Here is a 20,788-nt window from a genome sequence, read left to right as displayed (position 1 = left end):
AATCTGCACTCTATACTTAAATTAACCCAATAAAGCGAAACTTTAGTCAACGTTTTTTCTACCCCTCACTAATTATTAGTCTGCATTACTCGACTTTCTCTCAAGTAGTGAGATAAAAAAAAAATAAGGGAAATCCCTTATCTTTTTTTATTGCTATATTTTTTCTTCACTTTGTCACGTTCTGTTGCAAGTTTTCGTTTATAGTTTGGTTTTACTTTTTTCGGCTTTTTAACAACTTTTGTTGCCATAACATCTAGTCCATCACTTGGTTTTTTACGGCTCTTACGACGACGACGGTCACCTAAATCCGCCCATTCATCTCCGCGTAAATCCACATGCTTAAACTCGATATGACGTTGTTTTTCCAAACTATCTAACGCTTCTTCATTTGCTGGATCATAAATCGTCACTGCAATACCTGAATGACCCGCACGTGCAGTTCTTCCAACACGGTGAACGAAGAAATCTAAATCTGGTGGAAGTTCATAGTTAATAACATGGCTAATTCCTTCAATATCAATACCGCGTGCCGCCAAATCTGTTGCGACAATGTATTGGAACTCTAAATCACGAACTTGTTTCATCATTTTTCTACGATCACGTGGTGATAAATCACCGTGTATACGCCCTACTTTTAATCCACGTTCTGCTAATCCATCGGCTACTTCGTCAGCCTTCTTCTTTGTGTTTGTAAAGACAATTGCTAAATATGGTTTAAATTGAAGTAGCATATTTTTCACTAATTCAGTTTTATTACGGTGTCTTGAAGGCACAAGGTAATGATCAATATTTCCTGCTGCAACTTGCTTCGGATTAATATGAATATGTTCTGGATTCTCCATATATTTCTTCAAAAATGGTTTTAATTTTTGAGGAATTGTTGCAGAGAAAACTAACATTTGCAGATTTTTAGGCATACGTGCCGCAATTTTATCTACATCTTGAATGAATCCCATATCAAGCATTAAGTCCGCTTCATCGACAATAATAGTATCCGCTTTATAAACAAATAGCGCCTTTTCTTCTACTAAATCTTTAATACGTCCTGGCGTTCCAACTACAATATGAGGTTGTTTTTTCAACTTTTCAATTGATCGTTGTTTATCAGTTCCACCAATTAAACAGCGTGCTGTAATCATTTGATCTTCTGCACAGAACTTTGTTAGTTTTACAATTTCTTCGTAAATTTGTTGTGCTAACTCACGAGTAGGCGCTGTAATAACAAGTTGTACCTCTTCACGACTTGCATCAATTCTGTTTAATGTAGGAAGTAAGTATGCATGTGTTTTCCCAGAACCAGTTTGGGATTGTCCAATTATACTCACACCTTTTTTCACGACCGGGAAAATTTTCTTTTGAATTCCTGTTGGCTCTGTAAAGCGTAGTTCACGAACTGCATCTATTAAAAATGGTTTAAAATCATACTGTGTAAAAGTTTGTAGTGTCATAAGTTACACCTTCTTTCTAAAATTTCTACTGCGCACAAATCAGTCAAGTCTACATTATATCGAAATCTACAAGTAAAATCCATCTTTAGTTTAGGTTTTTATCTCAAAAACTAACCTTCTTTCCTTCCATTGCATATTGTATGTGTATATACCTAACTGAAGAAAGGAGGATTTCCCACATGTTTCCGAAATCCCCTATAAGACAAATGTATCCGAATCGAGGACAACAATCTTACACACCATATCCGATTCCACAACTACCACCGATGGCTCAAAAAAAGAAAGGTTTCCTTGCTAAACTCTTTAAAAAACACGATCCAACCGAACCTTTCATGCAAATGGTCCCTCCTTATCGACAAATGGAAGGGCCACCGATGATGCACCAACAACCGCCGCCCCAATATCAACAGCAACAGCCATACCAACAACAATATACACAACAATATCAGCCATACATGCAGCAATATCCAGAGCAGATGATACCACCTCAAATGTATGAATCAAATGATACACGTGGTGCTGCGTCAGCTACAACTGCAGCGGCATCTAGCAGCGGCATCGGTAGTTTTTTTTCAAATTTAATTTCGAACCCAACTAATATGATAAATAATATCGAAAAAGTATCTCAAGTCGTGCAATCTGTCGGTCCTGTTGTCGAACAGTACGGTCCCATTATGCGTAGTCTACCAAGCATTGTTAAAATCCTCACCTCTGGAAAAAGTACGGAAGAAAATCAAACTGAAGATGCAACAGAACAGGTTGAGGTAGCAACTCCACCCCCTCCACCTCCAAAAAGGAAACGAAAAAAAATAGTGCTTGAACCGGTAATAGAAAAAGAGGTTCCGAAAGAACCCGTTCAACAATCAGCAACAAAACCAAAACTATATGTGTAACAATCCTTTGTTTTCTATCCACTCCTCCTTTATAATGTAATGGACTATGCACAAAAGTATCCCTTGTTTAGAAGGAGAGGATTACTCACATGAAGATTGTTAAAATTTCCCCTCGTGGTTATTGCTATGGTGTTGTTGACGCAATGGTTATTGCACGTAACGCCGCATTAGATAAATCATTACCGAGACCCATTTATATTTTAGGTATGATTGTTCACAATAAGCATGTCACAGATGCTTTCGAAGAGGATGGCATCATTACATTAGACGGTCCAAGTCGATTAGAAATTTTAGATAAAATCGATTCTGGTACTGTTATTTTCACTGCACACGGTGTTTCTCCAGAAGTTAAACAACGTGCAAAAGAAAAAGGTTTAACGACAATTGATGCAACTTGTCCAGATGTTACAAAAACACATGACCTTATCGAAGCAAAGAAAGCTGAAGGATACCATGTCATTTATATCGGCAAAAAAAATCATCCAGAACCAGAAGGCGCAGTTGGTATCGCACCTGATATCGTTCATCTTATCGAAAAAGCTGATGATTTAAAAACACTAGAAATTCCAACTGATAAAATTTTAGTTACGAATCAAACAACAATGAGTCAATGGGATGTTCAACATTTAATGGAGGACATTCAGAAAAAATTCCCAACAGCAGAATTCCACAAGGAAATTTGTTTAGCAACTCAAGTTCGCCAAGAAGCTGTCGCTAAACAAGCTGATGTTGCAGATTTAACAATTGTTGTCGGTGATCCGAAAAGTAACAACTCAAACCGTTTAGCACAAGTATCACAAGAAATCGCTGGTACGACAGCATACCGCGTTGCAGACGTAAGTGAAATCCAATTAGAATGGCTACAAGGTGTAGAAAACGTAGCTGTTACAGCAGGTGCTTCTACTCCAACGCCAATTACAAAAGAAGTTATTGCTTTCTTAGATCAATATGACCCAATGAATCCAGCTACATGGGACAGAATTCGAAAAGTACCACTTCAAAAGATACTACCTCGTGTAAAAGTGAAAAAAGAACAATAATAAAAACCGTTGCCTACATGAGCAACGGTTTTTATTTTCCTTATACAAATGTGAATGGATCTGTATGTAACTGCGAAGCGTGAATGTGTACATTGAATTTCTTCACATCTACTTTTTCTTGCAATTGTTTTTGTACACCTTGCTTCATTACTTTTTCAACATTATGTCCTGGATCGACTATATTTAAACCAATCATCATCGCATCGTGAGCAACATGATAATACATATCACCTGTTACATATACATCTGCTCCTTTAAATTTCGCTTGGTTTATATATTTATTACCGTCACCACCAAGTACAGCTACTTTACGCACCTTATCATCTAACTTTCCAACAACTCTTGCACCCTTTACATGTAATGATTGTTTCACATGTAAAGCAAACTGCTCAAGCGTCATTTCTTCTTGTAAATACCCTATTTTACCAAGACCTAATGTTTCACCTTTATTATCAAGCGGATATACATCATATGCCACTTCTTCATATGGATGGGCTGCCAACATCGCTTTAATAACTTTTCTTTGTAATGAAGCTGGAATAATCGTTTCGACACGTATCTCTTCCACACGTTCTAACTGCCCAGTTTCTCCGATATAAGGATTTGTACCTTCTTGAGGGATAAACGTACCTACCCCTTCGCTACCGAACGTACAGTGGCTATAATTACCGATATGACCTGCATCCGCATCTCCAAGAGCTTTGCGCACTTCTTCTGCATGGGTTACTGGAACAAATACAACAATTTTTTTCATTTCTTCTGCATATGTAGGAGCTAATACTTCTGTATTTTGTAACCCTAACGCATCAGCAAGTAAATCATTTACCCCGCCCTTAGCAATATCTACATTTGTATGTGCGGCATAAACCGCAATATCATTTTTAATACACATTTCAATAATTCTTCCGTACGCCTTATCTGTATGAATCGCTTTTAATGGATTAAAGATTAAAGGATGGTGCGCTATAATGATATTCGCTCCTAATTGGATCGCCTCGTCCACAACTTCCTCAGTTACATCTAACGCGATTAATACGTGCTGGACAGGTTTATTAAGCGCTCCAATCTGTAAGCCAATCTTATCCCCTTCCATCGCTAAATGCTTCGGATACATACCTTCAAACAAAGAAATAATTTCATGACCATTCGGAATTTTACTCATGATAAAACCTCTCCTATCATTTTCATTTTCGCTTCTACTTCTGCACGCTTCGCTTTTGTCTCTTCAGACTCTGCTGCACGTTCTAACTGTTTTAAAATATTTTGGAAGTTTTTCAATTCCCCTTCCCACTTTTCAATAAAAGCTTCACTTTTTTCTTTTATTAAAAATGGACCCATAAACAATTCAGCTTGTTTATTTTCAGAGTAAGGTACTGCTGTATCTCCTCGCTCTCCGACTAAAATCTCGTAAATCTTTCCGTCTTCTATTACAATTTTCTCACGGATAAGCTCCCATCCATTTTCAATAAACCATTCACGGATATGGTGTGCTGCAATATTCGGCTGTAAGATTAAACGTGTTACACCTTCTAATTTTTCTTTACCACTTTCTAAAATGTCACGAATTAACGCTCCACCCATACCAGCAATCGTAATAACATCTACTTCTCCTGGCACTATAACAGCTAATCCATTCCCTTTACGAACGTCTACTTTATCTTGTAAGCCACTTTCAGCTACAGTTGCTTGTGCAGAGCGAAACGGTCCATCTACAACCTCTCCTGCAACTGCTTTTGTAGCAATATTATTTATAATTGTATAACACGGTAAATACGCATGATCCGATCCAATATCAGCTACTGTAGAGCCTACCGGAATCTCCCTCACAACTTCTTCTAATCGTTTCGAAAGCTTTACTTCATTCATGTATTTCCATTACTCCTTCTCTTCTCAGTCTGTCTCCATGATAATGAATTTATAGTAGTTGTTGCAAGTCCATAACAATACTTCAATTCTCTATTACTAATCGTATTTTAGATAGTATAGAAAAACAAGCCTTTTGCAAAAAGCAAAAGGCTTGTTTTTCTATACTTTATTTTTTCTTCGATAACCAATCAGCTACTTTCGTTGCTTGATCAGCTGGAATTAAATTAGCTGGCATATTTCCTTTTCCTTTTGACAGAACTTCTTTAATTTCATCTTTTGAAAGTTTCCCACCAATTTTTTGTAAATTAGGGCCTACCGCTCCTTGTAACTGATCACCATGACAGCTCGTACAGCTTTGCTTTACAATATCCTCTGGCTTTGATGCTGTTTGTGCTGGTTTCCCACCATTTTTTGCATCAGCTAACTCTTTAGATTTATTTAGCCCCTGAAATGAAAATACAAACATAACGATAATACCTAATGCTGCAATAAGAGCGAACGGAATCAACGGATTACGTTTCATATCTCTTCTCCCCCCTCTATACCGCTAAATAGTTAGATGATTCAGTCATTTATATTGTACTTGAAAACGCCCTATCAGAAAAGAGCAAACTACTATTTGTTAAAAATATTCCGTAAATTCATTTTATTGATTTTCACTATTATATCGCATATTATTTCGATAATTACTAACGTTTCTCATCATATTTTTTACTTTTCTACATATTATTTTGTATATAATAAACAAAATAAATCGAAAAATCGAAAAATGAGCATTTGCAAATCAAAAGACAATTCTGTAAAATAAATTACAAGAAATTGTAATCGTTGCCGATAGCTAAATTTTAACAAAAATTAACAAAACAAAAAAGTTTACTTCACAAAAGTGAAGTAAACTTAAAGGTAGCCTATTCTAAGAAATCCTTAAGACGCTTACTACGGCTTGGATGTCTTAATTTGCGAAGTGCTTTCGCTTCAATTTGACGAATACGTTCTCTCGTTACGCCGAATACTTTCCCAACTTCTTCAAGCGTACGAGTTCGTCCATCATCTAAACCAAAACGAAGACGCAGAACATTTTCTTCACGATCTGTTAGTGTATCTAACACATCTTCTAATTGTTCTTTTAGCAATTCATACGCTGCATGGTCCGCAGGCGATGTTGCTTCTTGGTCTTCGATAAAGTCACCTAAATGGGAGTCGTCTTCTTCACCAATTGGTGTTTCAAGAGAAACTGGCTCCTGTGCAATCTTTAAGATTTCGCGTACTTTTTCTGGAGCAAGATCCATTTCTTCACCAATCTCTTCAGGAGATGGTTCGCGTCCTAAATCTTGTAATAATTGACGTTGTACACGGATTAACTTATTAATTGTTTCAACCATATGAACTGGAATACGAATTGTTCGCGCTTGGTCTGCAATCGCACGTGTAATAGCTTGGCGAATCCACCAAGTTGCATACGTACTAAATTTAAAACCTTTACGGTAGTCGAACTTTTCAACTGCCTTAATTAGACCCATATTTCCTTCTTGGATTAAGTCTAAGAAAAGCATACCACGGCCCACGTAGCGCTTTGCAATACTTACTACAAGACGTAAGTTTGCTTCCGCAAGACGGCGTTTTGCTTCTTCATCGCCTTCTTCAATACGTGTCGCAAGTCGAATTTCTTCTTCAGCAGATAGTAAGTCTACACGACCAATTTCTTTTAAGTACATACGAACAGGGTCATTGATTTTCACACCTGGCGGCACACTTAAATCATTAAGGTCAAATTCTTCTTCCGTTTTTGTAATTTGACGATTATTAGGACCCTCGTCGTTGTCATTGTCACCAACTAAGTCAATCCCTTGTTCACCTAAATATTCATAGTATTCATCCATTTGATCGGATTCAATTTCAAATCCATTCATGCGTTCTGCAATCTCTTCATATGTAAGAACGCCACGTTTTTTTCCGAGCTCAGTGAGTTGTTCTTTCACTTGCTCAAGGGTCATTTCAGTTTCAATTTGTTTAGAACGAGCTGGTTTATCAGCCATCTGTTCCCCTCCTTACGCGAGATACAAACATTCATTATACTAAAACTTTATCGAAAAAGCTATTTTCTTGCTTTTTGACTTTGTAAATATGCCACATAATATTTAGCAGCCTCTACAGGATCTGTTTTTTCCATTTGTTTTACTTTAAAGATAATTTCCATCTTTTCAAGTTTTTCTTTATGGCGTCTTAGCGCCTCCAAATGACCTTGTAACGCTTCTTCTGTGTACTCTGGATTAATAAATTCATCCGTCGAAATATCAGTAATAATATTTTTCAACTTTTCATCAGAGAGCCAACTTAAAAATGTTCCGACTGAAGGTTCATTTCCCTTTTCATAATATGCGTATAGTTCATATAAAATCCCTTTATGTTCTTCTGTATAAAAATCTTCTATATGAGGTTCCATACGCACTGTCACTTCTGCACTTTGCAACATATGGTAAATAATTTCTCTTTCTGCCCTTTCAAAACCTGTTAATTTCGGTTTCGTTTGAACAATTTGAGATGGCTTAGAAACCTGCTTTATTTGTTTTTGCTGTACCTTTTGTTCTTTGCGATATTGGTGCAATTGATTCAAAAGTGTTTCCATTGAATACGAAAATTCTTGCGATAATGATTTTAAATATGATTCCGCCTGCATCGCATCCTGTAGCAATGATAACTCTTTTAAAACACTTTTTACATATTCTTCTTTGCCAGACTCATCTTGCAAATTTTTCCCTAAACGCAAATAATTTATTTTGAAACCAACAAAACTTATACTTGATTTCACAAGATTTTCAAAAGCGGTTGTCCCATATTGTTGCACATATTCATCAGGGTCAAGCTTATCTGGCAAGGATGTAACTTTCACTTGGCAACCAACTTGCAATAGTAATTGCCCTGCTTTCATCGTCGCTTCTCGCCCTGCTTTATCACCATCATAGCAAAGAACAACAGTTTCAACGTTACGTCGCAGAAGTTTCGCTTGTTCTTCAGTTAAAGCTGTTCCCATTGTCGCAACAGCTTCTTCCACACCACTTTTCACCGCGGCTAGTACATCGGCATAACCTTCAAAAAGGACAACCTGCCCACGTTTTCTAATAAACGGCCTTGCTTGGTGGAAATTATACAACAGCTTACTTTTGTAAAAAATCGGTGTTTCAGGACTATTCAAATATTTCGGAGTGTCATCTCCTAATGCCCTTCCACTAAACGCTATCACCTTACCTTGTAAAGTATAAATCGGAAACATAACTCTTCCGCGGAAGCGGTCATAATGACTGCCATCCTTCTCACTTCTTACAAGAAGGCCAGCCTGTTCCATACTAGATAGCGACAAACCTCTTTTTTGTAAAATTTTCGTTGCTGCATCCCAAGCTTGTGATGCATAACCAATTTCAAATTTCTCAATCATCTCTTTTGTAATACCACGTTTTAATAAATATGAAAGTGCTTCATTTCCTTCTTCTGTATTTACTAATAAATGATGATAATACTTTTTCAAAAGTTCATGAGCCTGTTGCATGATGACAGTGTCATCAGATATGTCTTCTTGTTGTTGTTGTCCTTGCCCTGATGTATATTCTGCAACTGCAATTCCATTTCTTTCGCCAAGCTTTTGAACAGCCTCTGTGAAAGCAAGTCCTTCCATTTTCATAAGAAAAGAAAATACATTTCCACCTTCTCCACATCCGAAACAATGAAAAATTTGCTTATCAGATGAAACAGAGAATGAAGGAGAATTCTCACCATGAAATGGACAAAGGCCGAAATAGTTACGCCCCTGCTTTCTAAGTTGAACATACTCACCAATCACTTCTACAATATCGGATGATGTCCGAATCTGTTCAACAACTTCTTCAGGAATTCTGTTCCCCATAACTCCATCTCCGTGTCGTATTTTGTATTCGATATAAATTAAAAGATTCCTTTATAATTCGACAATATTTTTCTAAATTTGTTAGAAAGTACTGTCGATCACATTGTGTAAACGATTTTGGACCTTTCGTATAAGTCCCCAGTCTGCGTAAATTCGCAGATACATACTACTATATAAAATTGTATACATTTGCTCATCTGTTACAAATGTATCTCCTGGAGACAATACATATACTCCTTTTTCACAAGAAGACTAGCAAGAAGCACTATAGCCTGTATGATCATGAGATCTGCAGCTTTTGCATGTTAATAAATATAACAGTCAACTTCATCTTGCTCAGAATCTACATAGACCCAATTACCTTGCTGTTTTCTTGAACGATGAGCATAGGATACGACAAACAAAATTTCGACATAAAATTTTGTTCCAACTTGCACAATTGCATTCTTCACGGGATACGCATCTGCATCAAATAATATCTTATCTGATGTTTTGCATATTTCTGTATTCTACATCCCTTCTGTGAATCCTTCCATAATGTGCGTTTTCTTGTCTAGATTTTGTCGATTTAACGTAAATACATGTCTTTTTCGAAAATCCTATCCCTAGTTTATTCTGAAAAATTAAAGTCTAAACGTAAAATATAGGTTTTTATCACAATTTTTTATTATAATATATTTTCTTCAACTACGCTACATATCCCTTTAATTTTCACCTTACACTTAAAGATAACGAAATCGTTCCTTTAGCATAATTAAAAAACAGAAGAATATAAGTATAACCATTCCGCTATATTCTATTACTAAGCCGAAAGTTCATGCTCTACTTCGCATCTTCCTCTAACGCCTTCTCACGAGCGAAAAAAGCACATTCACCTTTGGTAAATGTGCTAAAACATTTTTTGGTTTTGCACTGCATTCACAATAATATTTGCTGTTTCTTCAATTGCCTTATTTGATACATCAATCACTTGACAATTTATTTTACTAATTACTTCCTCAAAATGATCAATTTCTTCTTGAATACGATTAATATTTGCATATGTTGCTCCATCACTTAATCCAAGTGATTTCAATCGTTCTTTTCGAATATGATTTAACTTATCTGGTATAATTTTCAAACCGAAACATTTCTCTTTTGCCACTTGATATAATTCCTCAGGCGGATCCACTTCCGGTACAAGTGGTACATTAGCAACTTTCAAACGTTTGTTATGCGCTAAATATTGTGAAAGTGGTGTTTTTGATGTACGTGAAATTCCAATCAACACGATATCAGCTTTTAAAATACCACGTGCATCTCTACCATCATCATACTTAACTGCAAATTCAATCGCTTCAATTTTTTTAAAGTACTCTTCATCTAATCTTCGAACGACACCTGGCTCATACCTTGGTACTTGCCCTGTAATTTCTTCAATTTGATCGATAAGAGGTCCGATAATATCGTATGCCTCTACTCCTTCTTTTGCCGCTTCTGTCAATAAATATTGACGCATATCAGGCTTTACTAACGTAAAACAAATAAGCGCTTGATTGCTCTTGGCAATCGAGATTACTTCTTTTAATGTCCCTGTATCTTCTACATACGGTACACGCCTAATATCAGGAGCGAATGGGAACTGTCCCATTGCCGCTCTAACAACCAAATCAGCCGTTTCTCCTACAGAGTCAGATACGACATATACGATTTTATTATCCATTACATTACCTCACTTTAAACAAATTACACTTATTCGTTATTTACTAAATTTACAAACGCGCGTGTAATATTTGTTTTTGTAATTCGCCCAATCACTTCTAAACCTTGTTTCGTATCCTTCACAACCGGCATCGCATCAATCTGTCTTTCTATTAATTCCATCGCAATATCATATAAAGAATCCTCCCTGCGACACATCGCAATGTTTGGCATCCTTGTCATGATAATATTAACCGGAAGAGAGGTTAAATCCTGCTTTCCTAAGCTAGCTCGTAATAAATCTTTACGAGATACAACGCCAACTAATAAAGTAGCTTGATCTACAACAAATAATGTACCAACGTCCTCTAGAAACATAGTACAGATTGCATCGTATACTGATACATTTTTATCAATTACAGCCGGTCTAGATTGATAATCTTGCACTTTAATTTTCTTAACAGCTTCAGATAATAGCTGTCCCCCGGTTTTACCCGTATAAAAATAACCTACACGTGGACGCGCTTCTAAATAACCAGCCATCGTTAAAATTGCTAAGTCTGGTCTTAGCGTTGCACGTGTTAAACCCAATTGCCCAGCAATTGACTCCCCTGTAATAGGACCGTGATCTTTTACAATCTGAATGATATGCTCTTGCCGTTTATTCAGCTCTATGATAATCACCACCTTTAATGCACAACGAAAAAAGTTATACTATCTCTTAAATATTATATACTAAATATGCTATTCGAAAAAGAAAGTATGTAAAAAGGACCGTATACGGCCCTTTTTATATTTGAAACTTATCAAGTTGTTCCAAGAAACGCCTTGTTTTCAAATAAATCCCACAATATTCGTCATAATATGTATTCAATACTGTGCGCATTTGTTTTTTTGTACTATCCTTCACCGATACATTACCGAGCCGGTGTAAATCAAAGTGAAAAAAGAGACGTAATAATTTATGAACAGCCTCTCCCACCGGAATACGATACGGATCTTGCTCCGCATGACGCGAGCACAGAAAACCGCCTTCCCGGACAGAGAAGGCGACAAAATCTGTTTCTTGATGACAAATAGCACATGTATCAAAGTACGGGCGCATCCCTAATACCGGAAGCATTTTCGTTTGATAAATTAATGATAATACTTCTGGATCAACACCCTCACACATATAATGCAACGTTTGATATAACATTTCAAATAAATACGGATTATGCTTCTTATCTTCTGTTGCTTTATCGGTTAATTCAATAATAAATGATGCATAAGCAGTTAAAAATATATCCTCACGAATTTCTTTCATAGATGAAATAATCTCGCCTTGTTGCAAAGTTCCAAGTCCAGATCCCATTTGAATAAGAAAATGACCATGTGTCATAAGTTGCGAAATAGCTGCTAACCGACTCTTCGGCTTTTTCGCCCCTCTTGCCATTGCACTTACCTTACCAAATTCCCGTGAGTATATTGTAACAATCTTATTTGTTTCTCCGTAATCAGTCGTACGGATAACAATGCCCTCAACTTTTTGAAACATGTTCGTCACCATCCAAGGTTTGAACAAAACGGGTCAAGAAATTGGAGAGTCTAGATGCGCTAACTCCTCTTCATGTTGATCCATCTCATCGTTTACGTCTTTTTCCATTTCTTTCAAAAGCAAATACGTTTCAATGCTTCCTGTTTTGGAGAAAAACTTCCAGGTAAAATCTAGCATAAGAATCCACCTTTCTCAATAAGCGTAGCCTATAAACCAATTTCTTTTGTTGTTATTAAGTTGACCCATTTTGTTCATTTTCATGTGAGAAAAATTTTTCCTAATTTATCAAGGTTCATAAAAACCAATAATCAGCGGATGAACAAAACATCCACTGATCACAACTTTACTTCATATTAATACTCGTCTTCACGGAAACCAAGGTCACGAAGCTGTGACATCTTATTACGCCAATCTTTTTGCACTTTCACCCATACTTCTAAAAATACTTTAGAACCAAGAAGTGCTTCAATGTCAAAACGAGCTCTCTTACCGACTTCTTTTAACATCTTCCCTTGCTTACCTATAATAATTCCTTTTTGTGATGCACGTTCAACAACAATCGTTGCGTTTATATAAACCGCTCCGCCCTCACGCTTTTGAATTGCATCAATAACAACCGCTACAGAATGCGGTACTTCTTCACGTGTTAAATGTAATACTTTTTCACGAATAAGCTCTGAAATAATAAATCGCTCTGGATGATCCGTTACTTGATTATCCGGGTAATATTGCGGTCCTTCTGGTAAATACTTTTTAATTGCTCCGATTAACGCTTCAACGTTATTACCGTCCAATGCAGAAATTGGCACAATCTCCGCGAAATCATATAATTTACGATATTGATCAATCAACTCCAGCAATTGCTCTGGATGAAGTTGGTCAATTTTATTAATTACCAAAAATACCGGTTGTTTCGTTTCTTGTAATTTCTCAATAATAAATTCCTCACCACGACCATATCCTTCAGTTGCATTGACCATAAACAAAACAATATCAACTTCTTTTAATGTCGTTTGAGCCATCTTCACCATGAAATCGCCTAGTTTATGTTTAGGTTTATGTATTCCTGGTGTATCAATGAAAACTACTTGTGAATCATTTTCTGTATATACACCTTGAATTTTATTACGAGTTGTTTGTGGCTTATCGCTCATAATGGCAATTTTTTGGCCAATAATACGATTTAAAAATGTAGATTTCCCAACATTCGGTCTGCCAATAATAGAGACAAAACCTGATTTATAACCTTTTCTATTCATGTAAATCCTCCGCTAAAAATGCTCCTGGTAACAATTCTCCGACTGTTGTCTCTTGAACATCACCATGTAAGTTTGATAGGTATACTTTCGTATCCTGTTTACATAATTCTATCATAACTTGTCGACATGCTCCACAAGGAGGTACTGGACGCTTTGTATCCGCTACGACTGCAATAGCTACAAACTCGTTATCCCCTTCAGAAATTGCCTTAAATAACGCTGTTCTTTCTGCACAGTTACATAAACCATATGATGCATTTTCAACATTACATCCACGATATATTTTTCCATCCTGAGTTAGTAAAGCTGCACCTACTTGAAATTTAGAATATGGTACGTACGCTCGTTTACGCGCTTCGGTTGCTTCTTGAATTAATTGTTCGCTATTCATATTCCCGCATCCTTTCCGTTCATAGATGTGAATAGATACACTCTTTCATTAAAGGCCTTCACGGCGCTCCCAAAGCTTAATAAAAGCTTCGGAATGCAACTATACCATATACGGTAAAAAGATAATAGCACCAATTACAGCAGCTATAATTGCAAATAATAAAACTGCCCCTGCTGCAACATCCTTTGCAATTTTTGCAACCGGATGAATATCGACGGTTGCTAAGTCTACTGTTTTTTCAATAGCCGTATTCACCATCTCTAAACTCATTACAATCCCTATCACAATAAGTACGACAACCCATTCCATTGTTGTAATATGGAAATAAAAGCCGCAGCATATAACGATGACTGCGGCTAAATAATGAATTTTCATATTTCGTTCATGACGAAGACAAAAGTATATACCAGCTATAGCATATCCAAAACTATCTAAAAGTTTTCCTGTTTTCATCGTCCTAATCCAAAGGCCTCTAAAATTTCTTTTTGTCTTCCAAACATTTCTTTCTCATCTTCTTCTGTCATATGATCATAACCAAGCAAATGCAAAAAGCCATGTAGTGCTAAAAACCCAAGTTCTCGATCAAAAGAATGTCCATATTCTTCAGCTTGTTCTTTTGCTCTCGGAATAGAAATAATAAGATCTCCTAACATACGCGGCATCTCTGCACCGACAATTTCCATTTCGCCTTCTCCCATTTCTTCCATAGCAAAAGAAATAACGTCCGTAGGCTGATCCTTATCTCGGTAATCACGGTTTATTTCACGAATACGTTCATTATCTACAAATGTAACCGATAATTCTGCGCCTTCTTCTATGTTCTCCATTTGGGCTGCTTTCTCTACTAAACCTCGAATCAAACTTATATATTCGTCTTTCACTTCTTCTGTTTCATCAATAAAATCAATTAATAAACTCATTCTTTCTCCTTTTCTTCCGGCGGTTCCGGATATGTAATACGGGAATGGAAAATACCATTTAACGTTTCACATAACGTTTTTCCAACGATTTGTAGTTCCTTAAATGTCAAATCACATTCACTAAATTGACCATCTTGCAGGCGATCTTTAATAATACTTTGCACTAAATTATTAATCTGATCTGGTGTTGGATGGTTCATCGAACGTACCGCCGCTTCCACACTATCAGCAATACCAACGATCGCCGATTCTTTAGAAGTTGCTTTTGATCCTGGATAGCGGAACATTTCCTCCGTATATTTCTCTTTATCTTCTTTAATCGCATTATAATAAAAATATTTAAGTAACGTTGTACCATGATGCTGTCCAGCAATATCGATAATTTCTTGAGGTATATGGTGTTCTTCTAACATTCTCACCCCATCGGTTACATGAGCAATTATAATATCTTTGCTCGTTACAGGGTCTAATCTATCATGCGGGTTTTCAATCCCCATCTGGTTTTCAATAAAAAACTGTGGTTGTACCGTTTTCCCTACATCATGATAATACGCCCCTACACGCGCTAATACTCCATTTGCTCCAACTGCTTCACAAGCAGCTTCTGAGAGATTAGCTACCATTACACTATGGTGATATGTACCTGGTGCTTCTAATAAAATTTTACGCAAAAGCGGGTGATTCGGACTTGAAAGTTCCATCAATTTCATACTCGATACAATCCCAAGACCACTTTCTAAATACGGTAAAATCCCCATAGCTAGAACAGAAGAGATAATACCCGAAACAGCAGCCATTAATAATTGCACCCCAATTTCAAGAGGCGAAAAATTCCCGTTACGTAATAATAGCAAAGCCGCTAATACGACTACATTTAATACAGAAACGAGTATACCAGCTTGTAAAATCATCGTACGACGATTTTTTTCTCTCAAGAAAATACTAACTGATAATGAACTTAATAAAACATAAATCCCCACACTATAATTCAGTGTACTCGTTACACCTTCATTAAACATAATACTTCCGCATACAGAAAAGATCATACTCGTTAAAAATACAAATCGATCACCAATCATTAATTTTACAAGTATTGTTCCCATTGCAACTGGAACAACATACGCGATTCCTGCATACTCAAGCTTTTGAAACAAACTAATGATTTTCATTAAAACAATCGTGATAGACAAAATTGTAATATACGCTAAGACATACGGCCTATCTTCTCTTTTACGCTGTAAAAACACTTCAAACTGCTTATGCATAAAGTACAATAGCACACCAATGAGTACCGCTAACCCAACATAGGGTTGAAAACTGTTCCCTTTTTCTAACAGGCCAACTAATTTCAACTGATTGTACATATCACTTGAAATCGTTTCACCTTCTCTAACAAGGACTTGCCCTTGAAGAATATAAACAGGTGGAACTAAATCTTCTTCCGCTTTTCTCTTCTCTTTTGTTAAGGTCGGATCATAAAAATAGTTTGCAGAAATCGCATATTTCCCTAACGCCTTAATAGATTCCTTTAAACCATTATCAACATTAACACTATTCATCTCACTTACATATCGTTCCTTCGCATCCTTCAATTCATCCATTTTAACATGCTCAGTCATGATACTATTAATAGCTGTAACTGTTGCATCTTTCGCTAATACTAATTGGTTCGAATCCGCATTAATTAAGTTTAGTAAGTTTGAATCAGATAATTCTTTCGTTAAATCAGTAGGCAATTTTTTTTTCAACTTGTCCACTTTTTCAGCATCAGTAATCTTTTTTTGCTCATCCGGTCCAACCGCTTTAATCTCTTGTATCACTTCATCTACTTTAGCAAAGACGTCATTCACAATATCCACTTTATTTTGTTTATACTCACTTTTATATGTATATTGATCTTCAACTTTTGTAGCGGCTTCTTTTTTCTTTTTGTCCGTTGTAACTTTATCTTCAATTTTAATAGGAGAATGGATTGTTTTTTTCGCAATAGAATATGTTGTAACATCTAATTGCTCTGGTTTTACATTATTCATAAGTGCAAAAAACAGCACTGCCCCTAATAAAACGTAAGAAATCCAACTTAGTTTTTTCGAATGTTGTAAATTACGAAACCACTTAGAAATTTCTTGAGATCTTGACATGATTTCAATACCTTCTCCTCTCCAGAAATAAAGTGAAACTATTTATAGCTTTCATTTCTTCTAGGTAACGATACTTTTTGGACAACATTTTTATCCACTCTCACCTATAGTTTATTTCCCTCGTCTTTAATGATAGTAAAAAATATGTCATTCGCCAACCTTATCATACAAAAAGAAATGATCCTGACAAATAGGATCATTCCATTTTATCATATGCCTCAATAATACGTTGCACTAACGGGTGTCTCACAACGTCCGTTTGTTCCAATGTAATGAACGAAAGACCTGATACACCAGATAAAATATTAGCAGCAATAGAAAGACCTGACTTTACCCCTTTTGGCAAGTCTACCTGTGAGGGATCCCCCGTAATAACCATTTTAGAACTAAAACCTAATCGTGTTAAAAACATTTTTATTTGAACACCAGTTGTATTTTGCGCCTCATCTAATATAACAAATGAATCATCAAGAGTACGCCCTCTCATATAAGCAAGAGGTGCAATTTCAATTACACCACGTTCCATCATACGTTGTGTATATTCTTGTCCAAGAATATCATGTAACGCATCATATAGTGGACGTAAATACGGATCTACTTTTTCTTTCAAATCACCTGGTAAAAACCCTAAGCTCTCTCCAGCTTCTACAGCAGGTCTTGTTAAAATAATTTTCTTTACATACCCTTGCTTTAAAGCTCTCACAGCCATTACTACGGCTAAGTATGTTTTTCCTGTCCCAGCAGGTCCTATCCCAAATACAATATCATTCTTTTTCATTGCATGAATATATCGTCTTTGCCCCATCGTTTTCACACGAATGGATTTACCTTTTGCCGTTTTAAAAATTTCCTCTTCATATAATTCTTCGAATTGAGCAATTTTCCCTTGTTGCCCAAGCTGAATCGCATACGCAACATCTCTTTCCGAAATTGATACACCTTTACGGATAACAACAAGTAACTGTTGTAAGATTTTTTCTACGAGCACCACAGTTTCATCTGCCCCAGATACACGAACAGATTCTCCTCTAGTCACAATCGATACACTAAGTTCTCGTTCAATTACTTTTAAATGAGCATCATTTACCCCAAAAAGAGCGATTGCTTCGTTGGGGTTTTCCAATTGTTGGTTCATTTCTACTAATTGTTCTGCCATTACTCAGTCTCCTTGAATATCGGATTCAGATATTGGTTGTGGCTCTGCAATATTTTCAATCACTGTATAATGTAATGTGACCTTTAGGTGATCCGCCTCAACCTCTTTACTCAAAATGTTATCACTTACAATCATAGCATGTTCATCCAATTTTTTCTTCAGTTCTTTTTCTGCCATCTCTTTCGCTACTTTCATTGCTTGTTTTTCGGTATATTCTCGGTTCGCTTCTTCCTCTTCTCGTACAATATCTTTCTCGTATGCAATTGGTAATGTAAATCCAAATAATTTCACATCATGTTTTACACTTTCAGTACGAGAGCGCTTATACTTATCCTGTAGAAATCCCCATATTTTTATTTTAGTACTCCCAAATTTAAGGAAATATTCATTGTATGAATTACCAGTATACACTTGAAATTGTGTCTTTAACGGAACATCCACCTCAGATTTATACCACGTTTCTCCATATACAATCCCTTTAGCCGAAACAACTGTCGGATTCTCCTCATTACCATACATCCCGGATACGAGAAGTTGCCCCTTTTCTACATGGTCATTTTTCATGACAACCGGCTTCCCAACTTCCACAAATGTTTTTGTAATAATCCCTTCTTTTTTTGCTACTAAGTTTTGTGGCTGTTGTTCACTTTCTTTTTTCGGCTCATTTTTTTCAACAATCTTAAAATGATATGTTGTCCCTCTTATTTCTAATCCCGCCCAAGTAATCGCATTAATATTGTCTGTCAAATGACGTTGAACATCTTCTACACTCGGCATTTGGAATTGTAATTTACCTTTTTTTATACCCATTTTGTCCAATTCTTTCATCAATATATATTCTGTTTCAGGTTTTGCTCCTGTAATTTCAATTTTCCACACCATATTTGACAATGCGATCATTCCGAAAAAAAATATTAAAAACCCAATTAAAAATCCACTATTTTTAATTACACGCTTATTCCAAAAAGGAAAACCGTAACGTCCAATAAAATATAATTTACATTCATTTTTTCTATAAATTGGTTTTATCTTTTTCACATCTCGTAATAACATACAAAAAACTAACGTTTCATCAGCTATCTTCTTTACATCCCAAACGAGTAATTTCTTCCGCACACACTCGTTAACAAAGCGTTCCGCTCCTCTACCTTCAATTCGCACCTTTACATACCCAAGCCATTTTATAAACCATTTATTTTTCATCGACTATCTCCACTACCTTTCTAAAAGTAGATACACTACTTTTCAATTCGATTATCAAACTAGCTCGTACTAAAATTTTAATTAGCAGATTCCTTGATCCTCACTAATTATTAACCTTCACGAGCCAGTTTTTTACGTGGAACTCAATTCCCACCTATCCTCTTTGTACGAACCGAATATTGAGTCCAGAACGTTACCGCCTGTTAATACAAGGTAACGAAGAAAAACTTCACAAACGGAAGTTTCTCCTCACTCCTCTTTCTTTTCATTTTCTAAAAACGTCACTTGTTCAATAATCCCTTCAAGCAACAGTTCTTCTGGAAGGATTGTTTTAATAACAAAGGATTGACCTTTAATTAATAATTGACCATGTTTCAATAGCAATCTTACCTCTTTATCTGAAAACACTAATAATCCTCGATGATTTTCTATATAGATATGTACTTGCCCAACAAGCGTGATCCGAGGTAGATCCATTAACACATCCACTGGCAGGTCTATTTGCTTCGTTAACCAATTCTTCATTTGTTCTATTTTTTTCATCTCAAAAGACCCCCTCTCATCCCATATGTATGAAAAAAGAGCTTGTAATATCACGTCCAAACTGAAAAAAGCATAAAAAAACGTCTCATACGAAATGAGACGCTTTTTTATGCTAATAGCTGGATAACCAGCTTATTCACAAGTGATCCGTCTGTTTTACCTTTTACTTTCGGCATAACAGCAGTCATCACTTTACCCATATCTGCTTTAGATGTAGCACCAACTTCAGAAATAACTTGCTTAATTATATCCGCTAGTTCTTCTTCTGTTAATTGCTCCGGCAAATATGCGCTTAAAATCTGAATTTCACTTTGCAGTTTATCAACAAGGTCTTCACGACCAGCTTTTTTAAATTCAAGGAGGGAGTCCTTATACTGTTTTACTTCACGAGCTAAAACTGTTAATTCCTCTTCTTCAGTAAGAGTATGTTGCAGTTTAATACCTTCATTTTGTAAAGCAGCCTTAACCATACGAATAACGGTTAATTTTTCTTTTTGTTTATTCTTCATCGCTTGTTTCATATCATCGTTTAAACGACCGAGAAGACTCATAACTTACACCCTCTCTTAGAACTTACGCTTTCTTGCCGCTTCAGATTTCTTCTTACGTTTTACACTTGGCTTTTCATAAAACTCGCGCTTTCTTGCTTCAGCAAGTGTACCAGTTTTAGAAACCGATCTTTTAAAACGGCGAAGTGCATCCTCCAAAGACTCGTTTTTACGAACGACTGTTTTTGACATTCTCTTTCCCTCCCTCCGAAACATCACACTTACATACTAATTTCAGCATGCAAAAAGAAACCCTTCTTCAGCA

23 protein-coding genes are annotated in these 20,788 nt (G+C 36.2%); 2 read left to right on the top strand and 21 right to left on the bottom strand.

Annotated elements, in window-relative coordinates:
* Nucleotides 1–137 precede the first annotated feature (137 nt).
* Entirely contained in the window at nt 138–1,448 is a 1,311-nt protein-coding gene (locus MR155_RS01250) for a DEAD/DEAH box helicase (protein WP_002015172.1), read from the bottom strand.
* A 179-nt stretch (nt 1,449–1,627) separates the two neighbouring features.
* Between MR155_RS01250 and vrrA the strand changes: the two genes are divergently transcribed.
* Both vrrA and MR155_RS01240 read left to right on the top strand, forming a co-directional pair.
* Nucleotides 1,628–2,341, top strand: a complete 714-nt coding sequence (gene vrrA / locus MR155_RS01245; RefSeq protein WP_002138368.1) for a VrrA/YqfQ family protein — start codon at nt 1,628–1,630, stop codon at nt 2,339–2,341.
* An 89-nt stretch (nt 2,342–2,430) separates the two neighbouring features.
* Entirely contained in the window at nt 2,431–3,381 is a 951-nt protein-coding gene (locus MR155_RS01240; protein ID WP_002015175.1) for a 4-hydroxy-3-methylbut-2-enyl diphosphate reductase, read from the top strand.
* Nucleotides 3,382–3,421: 40 nt separating this feature from the next.
* Here the strand turns inward: MR155_RS01240 and MR155_RS01235 are convergent, their stop codons facing one another.
* The 20 genes from MR155_RS01235 to rpsU all read right to left on the bottom strand — a co-directional run bounded on the left by MR155_RS01235 (nt 3,422) and on the right by rpsU (nt 20,715).
* Complete coding sequence (locus tag MR155_RS01235) at nt 3,422–4,543, bottom strand: Nif3-like dinuclear metal center hexameric protein (RefSeq protein WP_002190694.1); 1,122 nt, start codon at nt 4,541–4,543, stop codon at nt 3,422–3,424.
* Nucleotides 4,540–5,247 carry a tRNA (adenine(22)-N(1))-methyltransferase gene (locus tag MR155_RS01230; protein WP_002190695.1) on the bottom strand — a complete coding sequence of 236 codons (708 nt, stop codon included), beginning with the start codon at nt 5,245–5,247 and terminating at the stop codon, nt 4,540–4,542. Before MR155_RS01230 ends, MR155_RS01235 begins: the two co-directional genes overlap by 4 nt.
* Nucleotides 5,248–5,413: 166 nt before the next feature.
* Nucleotides 5,414–5,770, bottom strand: coding sequence for a cytochrome c550 (gene cccA, locus MR155_RS01225; protein WP_002015178.1), 357 nt, complete (start codon nt 5,768–5,770; stop codon nt 5,414–5,416).
* Between the two features lie 385 nt (nt 5,771–6,155).
* The gene (rpoD, locus tag MR155_RS01220) at nt 6,156–7,283 is read right to left on the bottom strand and encodes an RNA polymerase sigma factor RpoD (RefSeq protein WP_000764062.1); all 1,128 of its coding nucleotides are present in this window, start codon (nt 7,281–7,283) and stop codon (nt 6,156–6,158) included.
* Between the two features lie 59 nt (nt 7,284–7,342).
* Nucleotides 7,343–9,145: a DNA primase gene (dnaG, locus tag MR155_RS01215; RefSeq protein WP_002015179.1), complete on the bottom strand. Its 1,803-nt coding sequence runs from the start codon at nt 9,143–9,145 to the stop codon at nt 7,343–7,345.
* 81 nt (nt 9,146–9,226) lie between these two features.
* Entirely contained in the window at nt 9,227–9,370 is a 144-nt protein-coding gene (locus tag MR155_RS01210; RefSeq protein ID WP_162836445.1) for a hypothetical protein, read from the bottom strand.
* Between the two features lie 664 nt (nt 9,371–10,034).
* Nucleotides 10,035–10,847: a pyruvate, water dikinase regulatory protein gene (locus MR155_RS01205; protein WP_002015180.1), complete on the bottom strand. Its 813-nt coding sequence runs from the start codon at nt 10,845–10,847 to the stop codon at nt 10,035–10,037.
* Nucleotides 10,848–10,876: 29 nt separating this feature from the next.
* Entirely contained in the window at nt 10,877–11,509 is a 633-nt protein-coding gene (locus MR155_RS01200; protein WP_002015181.1) for a transcriptional regulator CcpN, read from the bottom strand.
* A 106-nt stretch (nt 11,510–11,615) separates the two neighbouring features.
* Nucleotides 11,616–12,362 (bottom strand): DNA repair protein RecO, encoded by a 747-nt coding sequence (recO, locus tag MR155_RS01195; RefSeq protein WP_002129136.1) that lies wholly within the window; start codon nt 12,360–12,362, stop codon nt 11,616–11,618.
* Nucleotides 12,363–12,395: 33 nt separating this feature from the next.
* Nucleotides 12,396–12,539: a YqzL family protein gene (locus MR155_RS01190; protein ID WP_000883924.1), complete on the bottom strand. Its 144-nt coding sequence runs from the start codon at nt 12,537–12,539 to the stop codon at nt 12,396–12,398.
* A 176-nt stretch (nt 12,540–12,715) separates the two neighbouring features.
* Entirely contained in the window at nt 12,716–13,621 is a 906-nt protein-coding gene (gene era / locus MR155_RS01185; protein ID WP_219303554.1) for a GTPase Era, read from the bottom strand.
* On the bottom strand, nt 13,614–14,012 hold the full coding sequence (locus MR155_RS01180; RefSeq protein ID WP_113935594.1) for a cytidine deaminase: 399 nt from the start codon (nt 14,010–14,012) through the stop codon (nt 13,614–13,616). The genes era and MR155_RS01180 overlap by 8 nt, the downstream gene beginning before the upstream one ends.
* 99 nt (nt 14,013–14,111) lie before the next feature.
* Nucleotides 14,112–14,465: a diacylglycerol kinase family protein gene (locus tag MR155_RS01175; RefSeq protein WP_219303555.1), complete on the bottom strand. Its 354-nt coding sequence runs from the start codon at nt 14,463–14,465 to the stop codon at nt 14,112–14,114.
* On the bottom strand, nt 14,462–14,932 hold the full coding sequence (ybeY, locus tag MR155_RS01170) for an rRNA maturation RNase YbeY (RefSeq protein WP_002088675.1): 471 nt from the start codon (nt 14,930–14,932) through the stop codon (nt 14,462–14,464). Before ybeY ends, MR155_RS01175 begins: the two co-directional genes overlap by 4 nt.
* Nucleotides 14,929–17,073 (bottom strand): HD family phosphohydrolase, encoded by a 2,145-nt coding sequence (locus MR155_RS01165; RefSeq protein WP_002015188.1) that lies wholly within the window; start codon nt 17,071–17,073, stop codon nt 14,929–14,931. The genes ybeY and MR155_RS01165 overlap by 4 nt, the downstream gene beginning before the upstream one ends.
* Nucleotides 17,074–17,269: 196 nt before the next feature.
* Nucleotides 17,270–18,229 (bottom strand): PhoH family protein, encoded by a 960-nt coding sequence (locus MR155_RS01160; protein ID WP_002015189.1) that lies wholly within the window; start codon nt 18,227–18,229, stop codon nt 17,270–17,272.
* 3 nt (nt 18,230–18,232) lie between these two features.
* The gene (gene yqfD, locus MR155_RS01155) at nt 18,233–19,432 is read right to left on the bottom strand and encodes a sporulation protein YqfD (protein ID WP_002015190.1); all 1,200 of its coding nucleotides are present in this window, start codon (nt 19,430–19,432) and stop codon (nt 18,233–18,235) included.
* Nucleotides 19,433–19,681: 249 nt separating this feature from the next.
* Nucleotides 19,682–19,975 carry a sporulation protein YqfC gene (gene yqfC, locus MR155_RS01150; RefSeq protein WP_002067170.1) on the bottom strand — a complete coding sequence of 98 codons (294 nt, stop codon included), beginning with the start codon at nt 19,973–19,975 and terminating at the stop codon, nt 19,682–19,684.
* 107 nt (nt 19,976–20,082) lie between these two features.
* Complete coding sequence (locus MR155_RS01145; RefSeq protein ID WP_000054578.1) at nt 20,083–20,526, bottom strand: GatB/YqeY domain-containing protein; 444 nt, start codon at nt 20,524–20,526, stop codon at nt 20,083–20,085.
* Nucleotides 20,527–20,541: 15 nt separating this feature from the next.
* The gene (gene rpsU / locus MR155_RS01140; protein ID WP_000048061.1) at nt 20,542–20,715 is read right to left on the bottom strand and encodes a 30S ribosomal protein S21; all 174 of its coding nucleotides are present in this window, start codon (nt 20,713–20,715) and stop codon (nt 20,542–20,544) included.
* Between the last annotated feature and the right edge of the window lie 73 nt (nt 20,716–20,788).

Origin of the sequence: Bacillus cereus group sp. BfR-BA-01331 (assembly GCF_022663915.1) — a bacterium.
Taxonomy (GTDB): domain Bacteria; phylum Bacillota; class Bacilli; order Bacillales; family Bacillaceae_G; genus Bacillus_A; species Bacillus_A mycoides.
The sequence above is the reverse complement of the archived record's forward strand: the minus strand, read 5'-3'. Positions and strand labels throughout refer to the sequence as shown.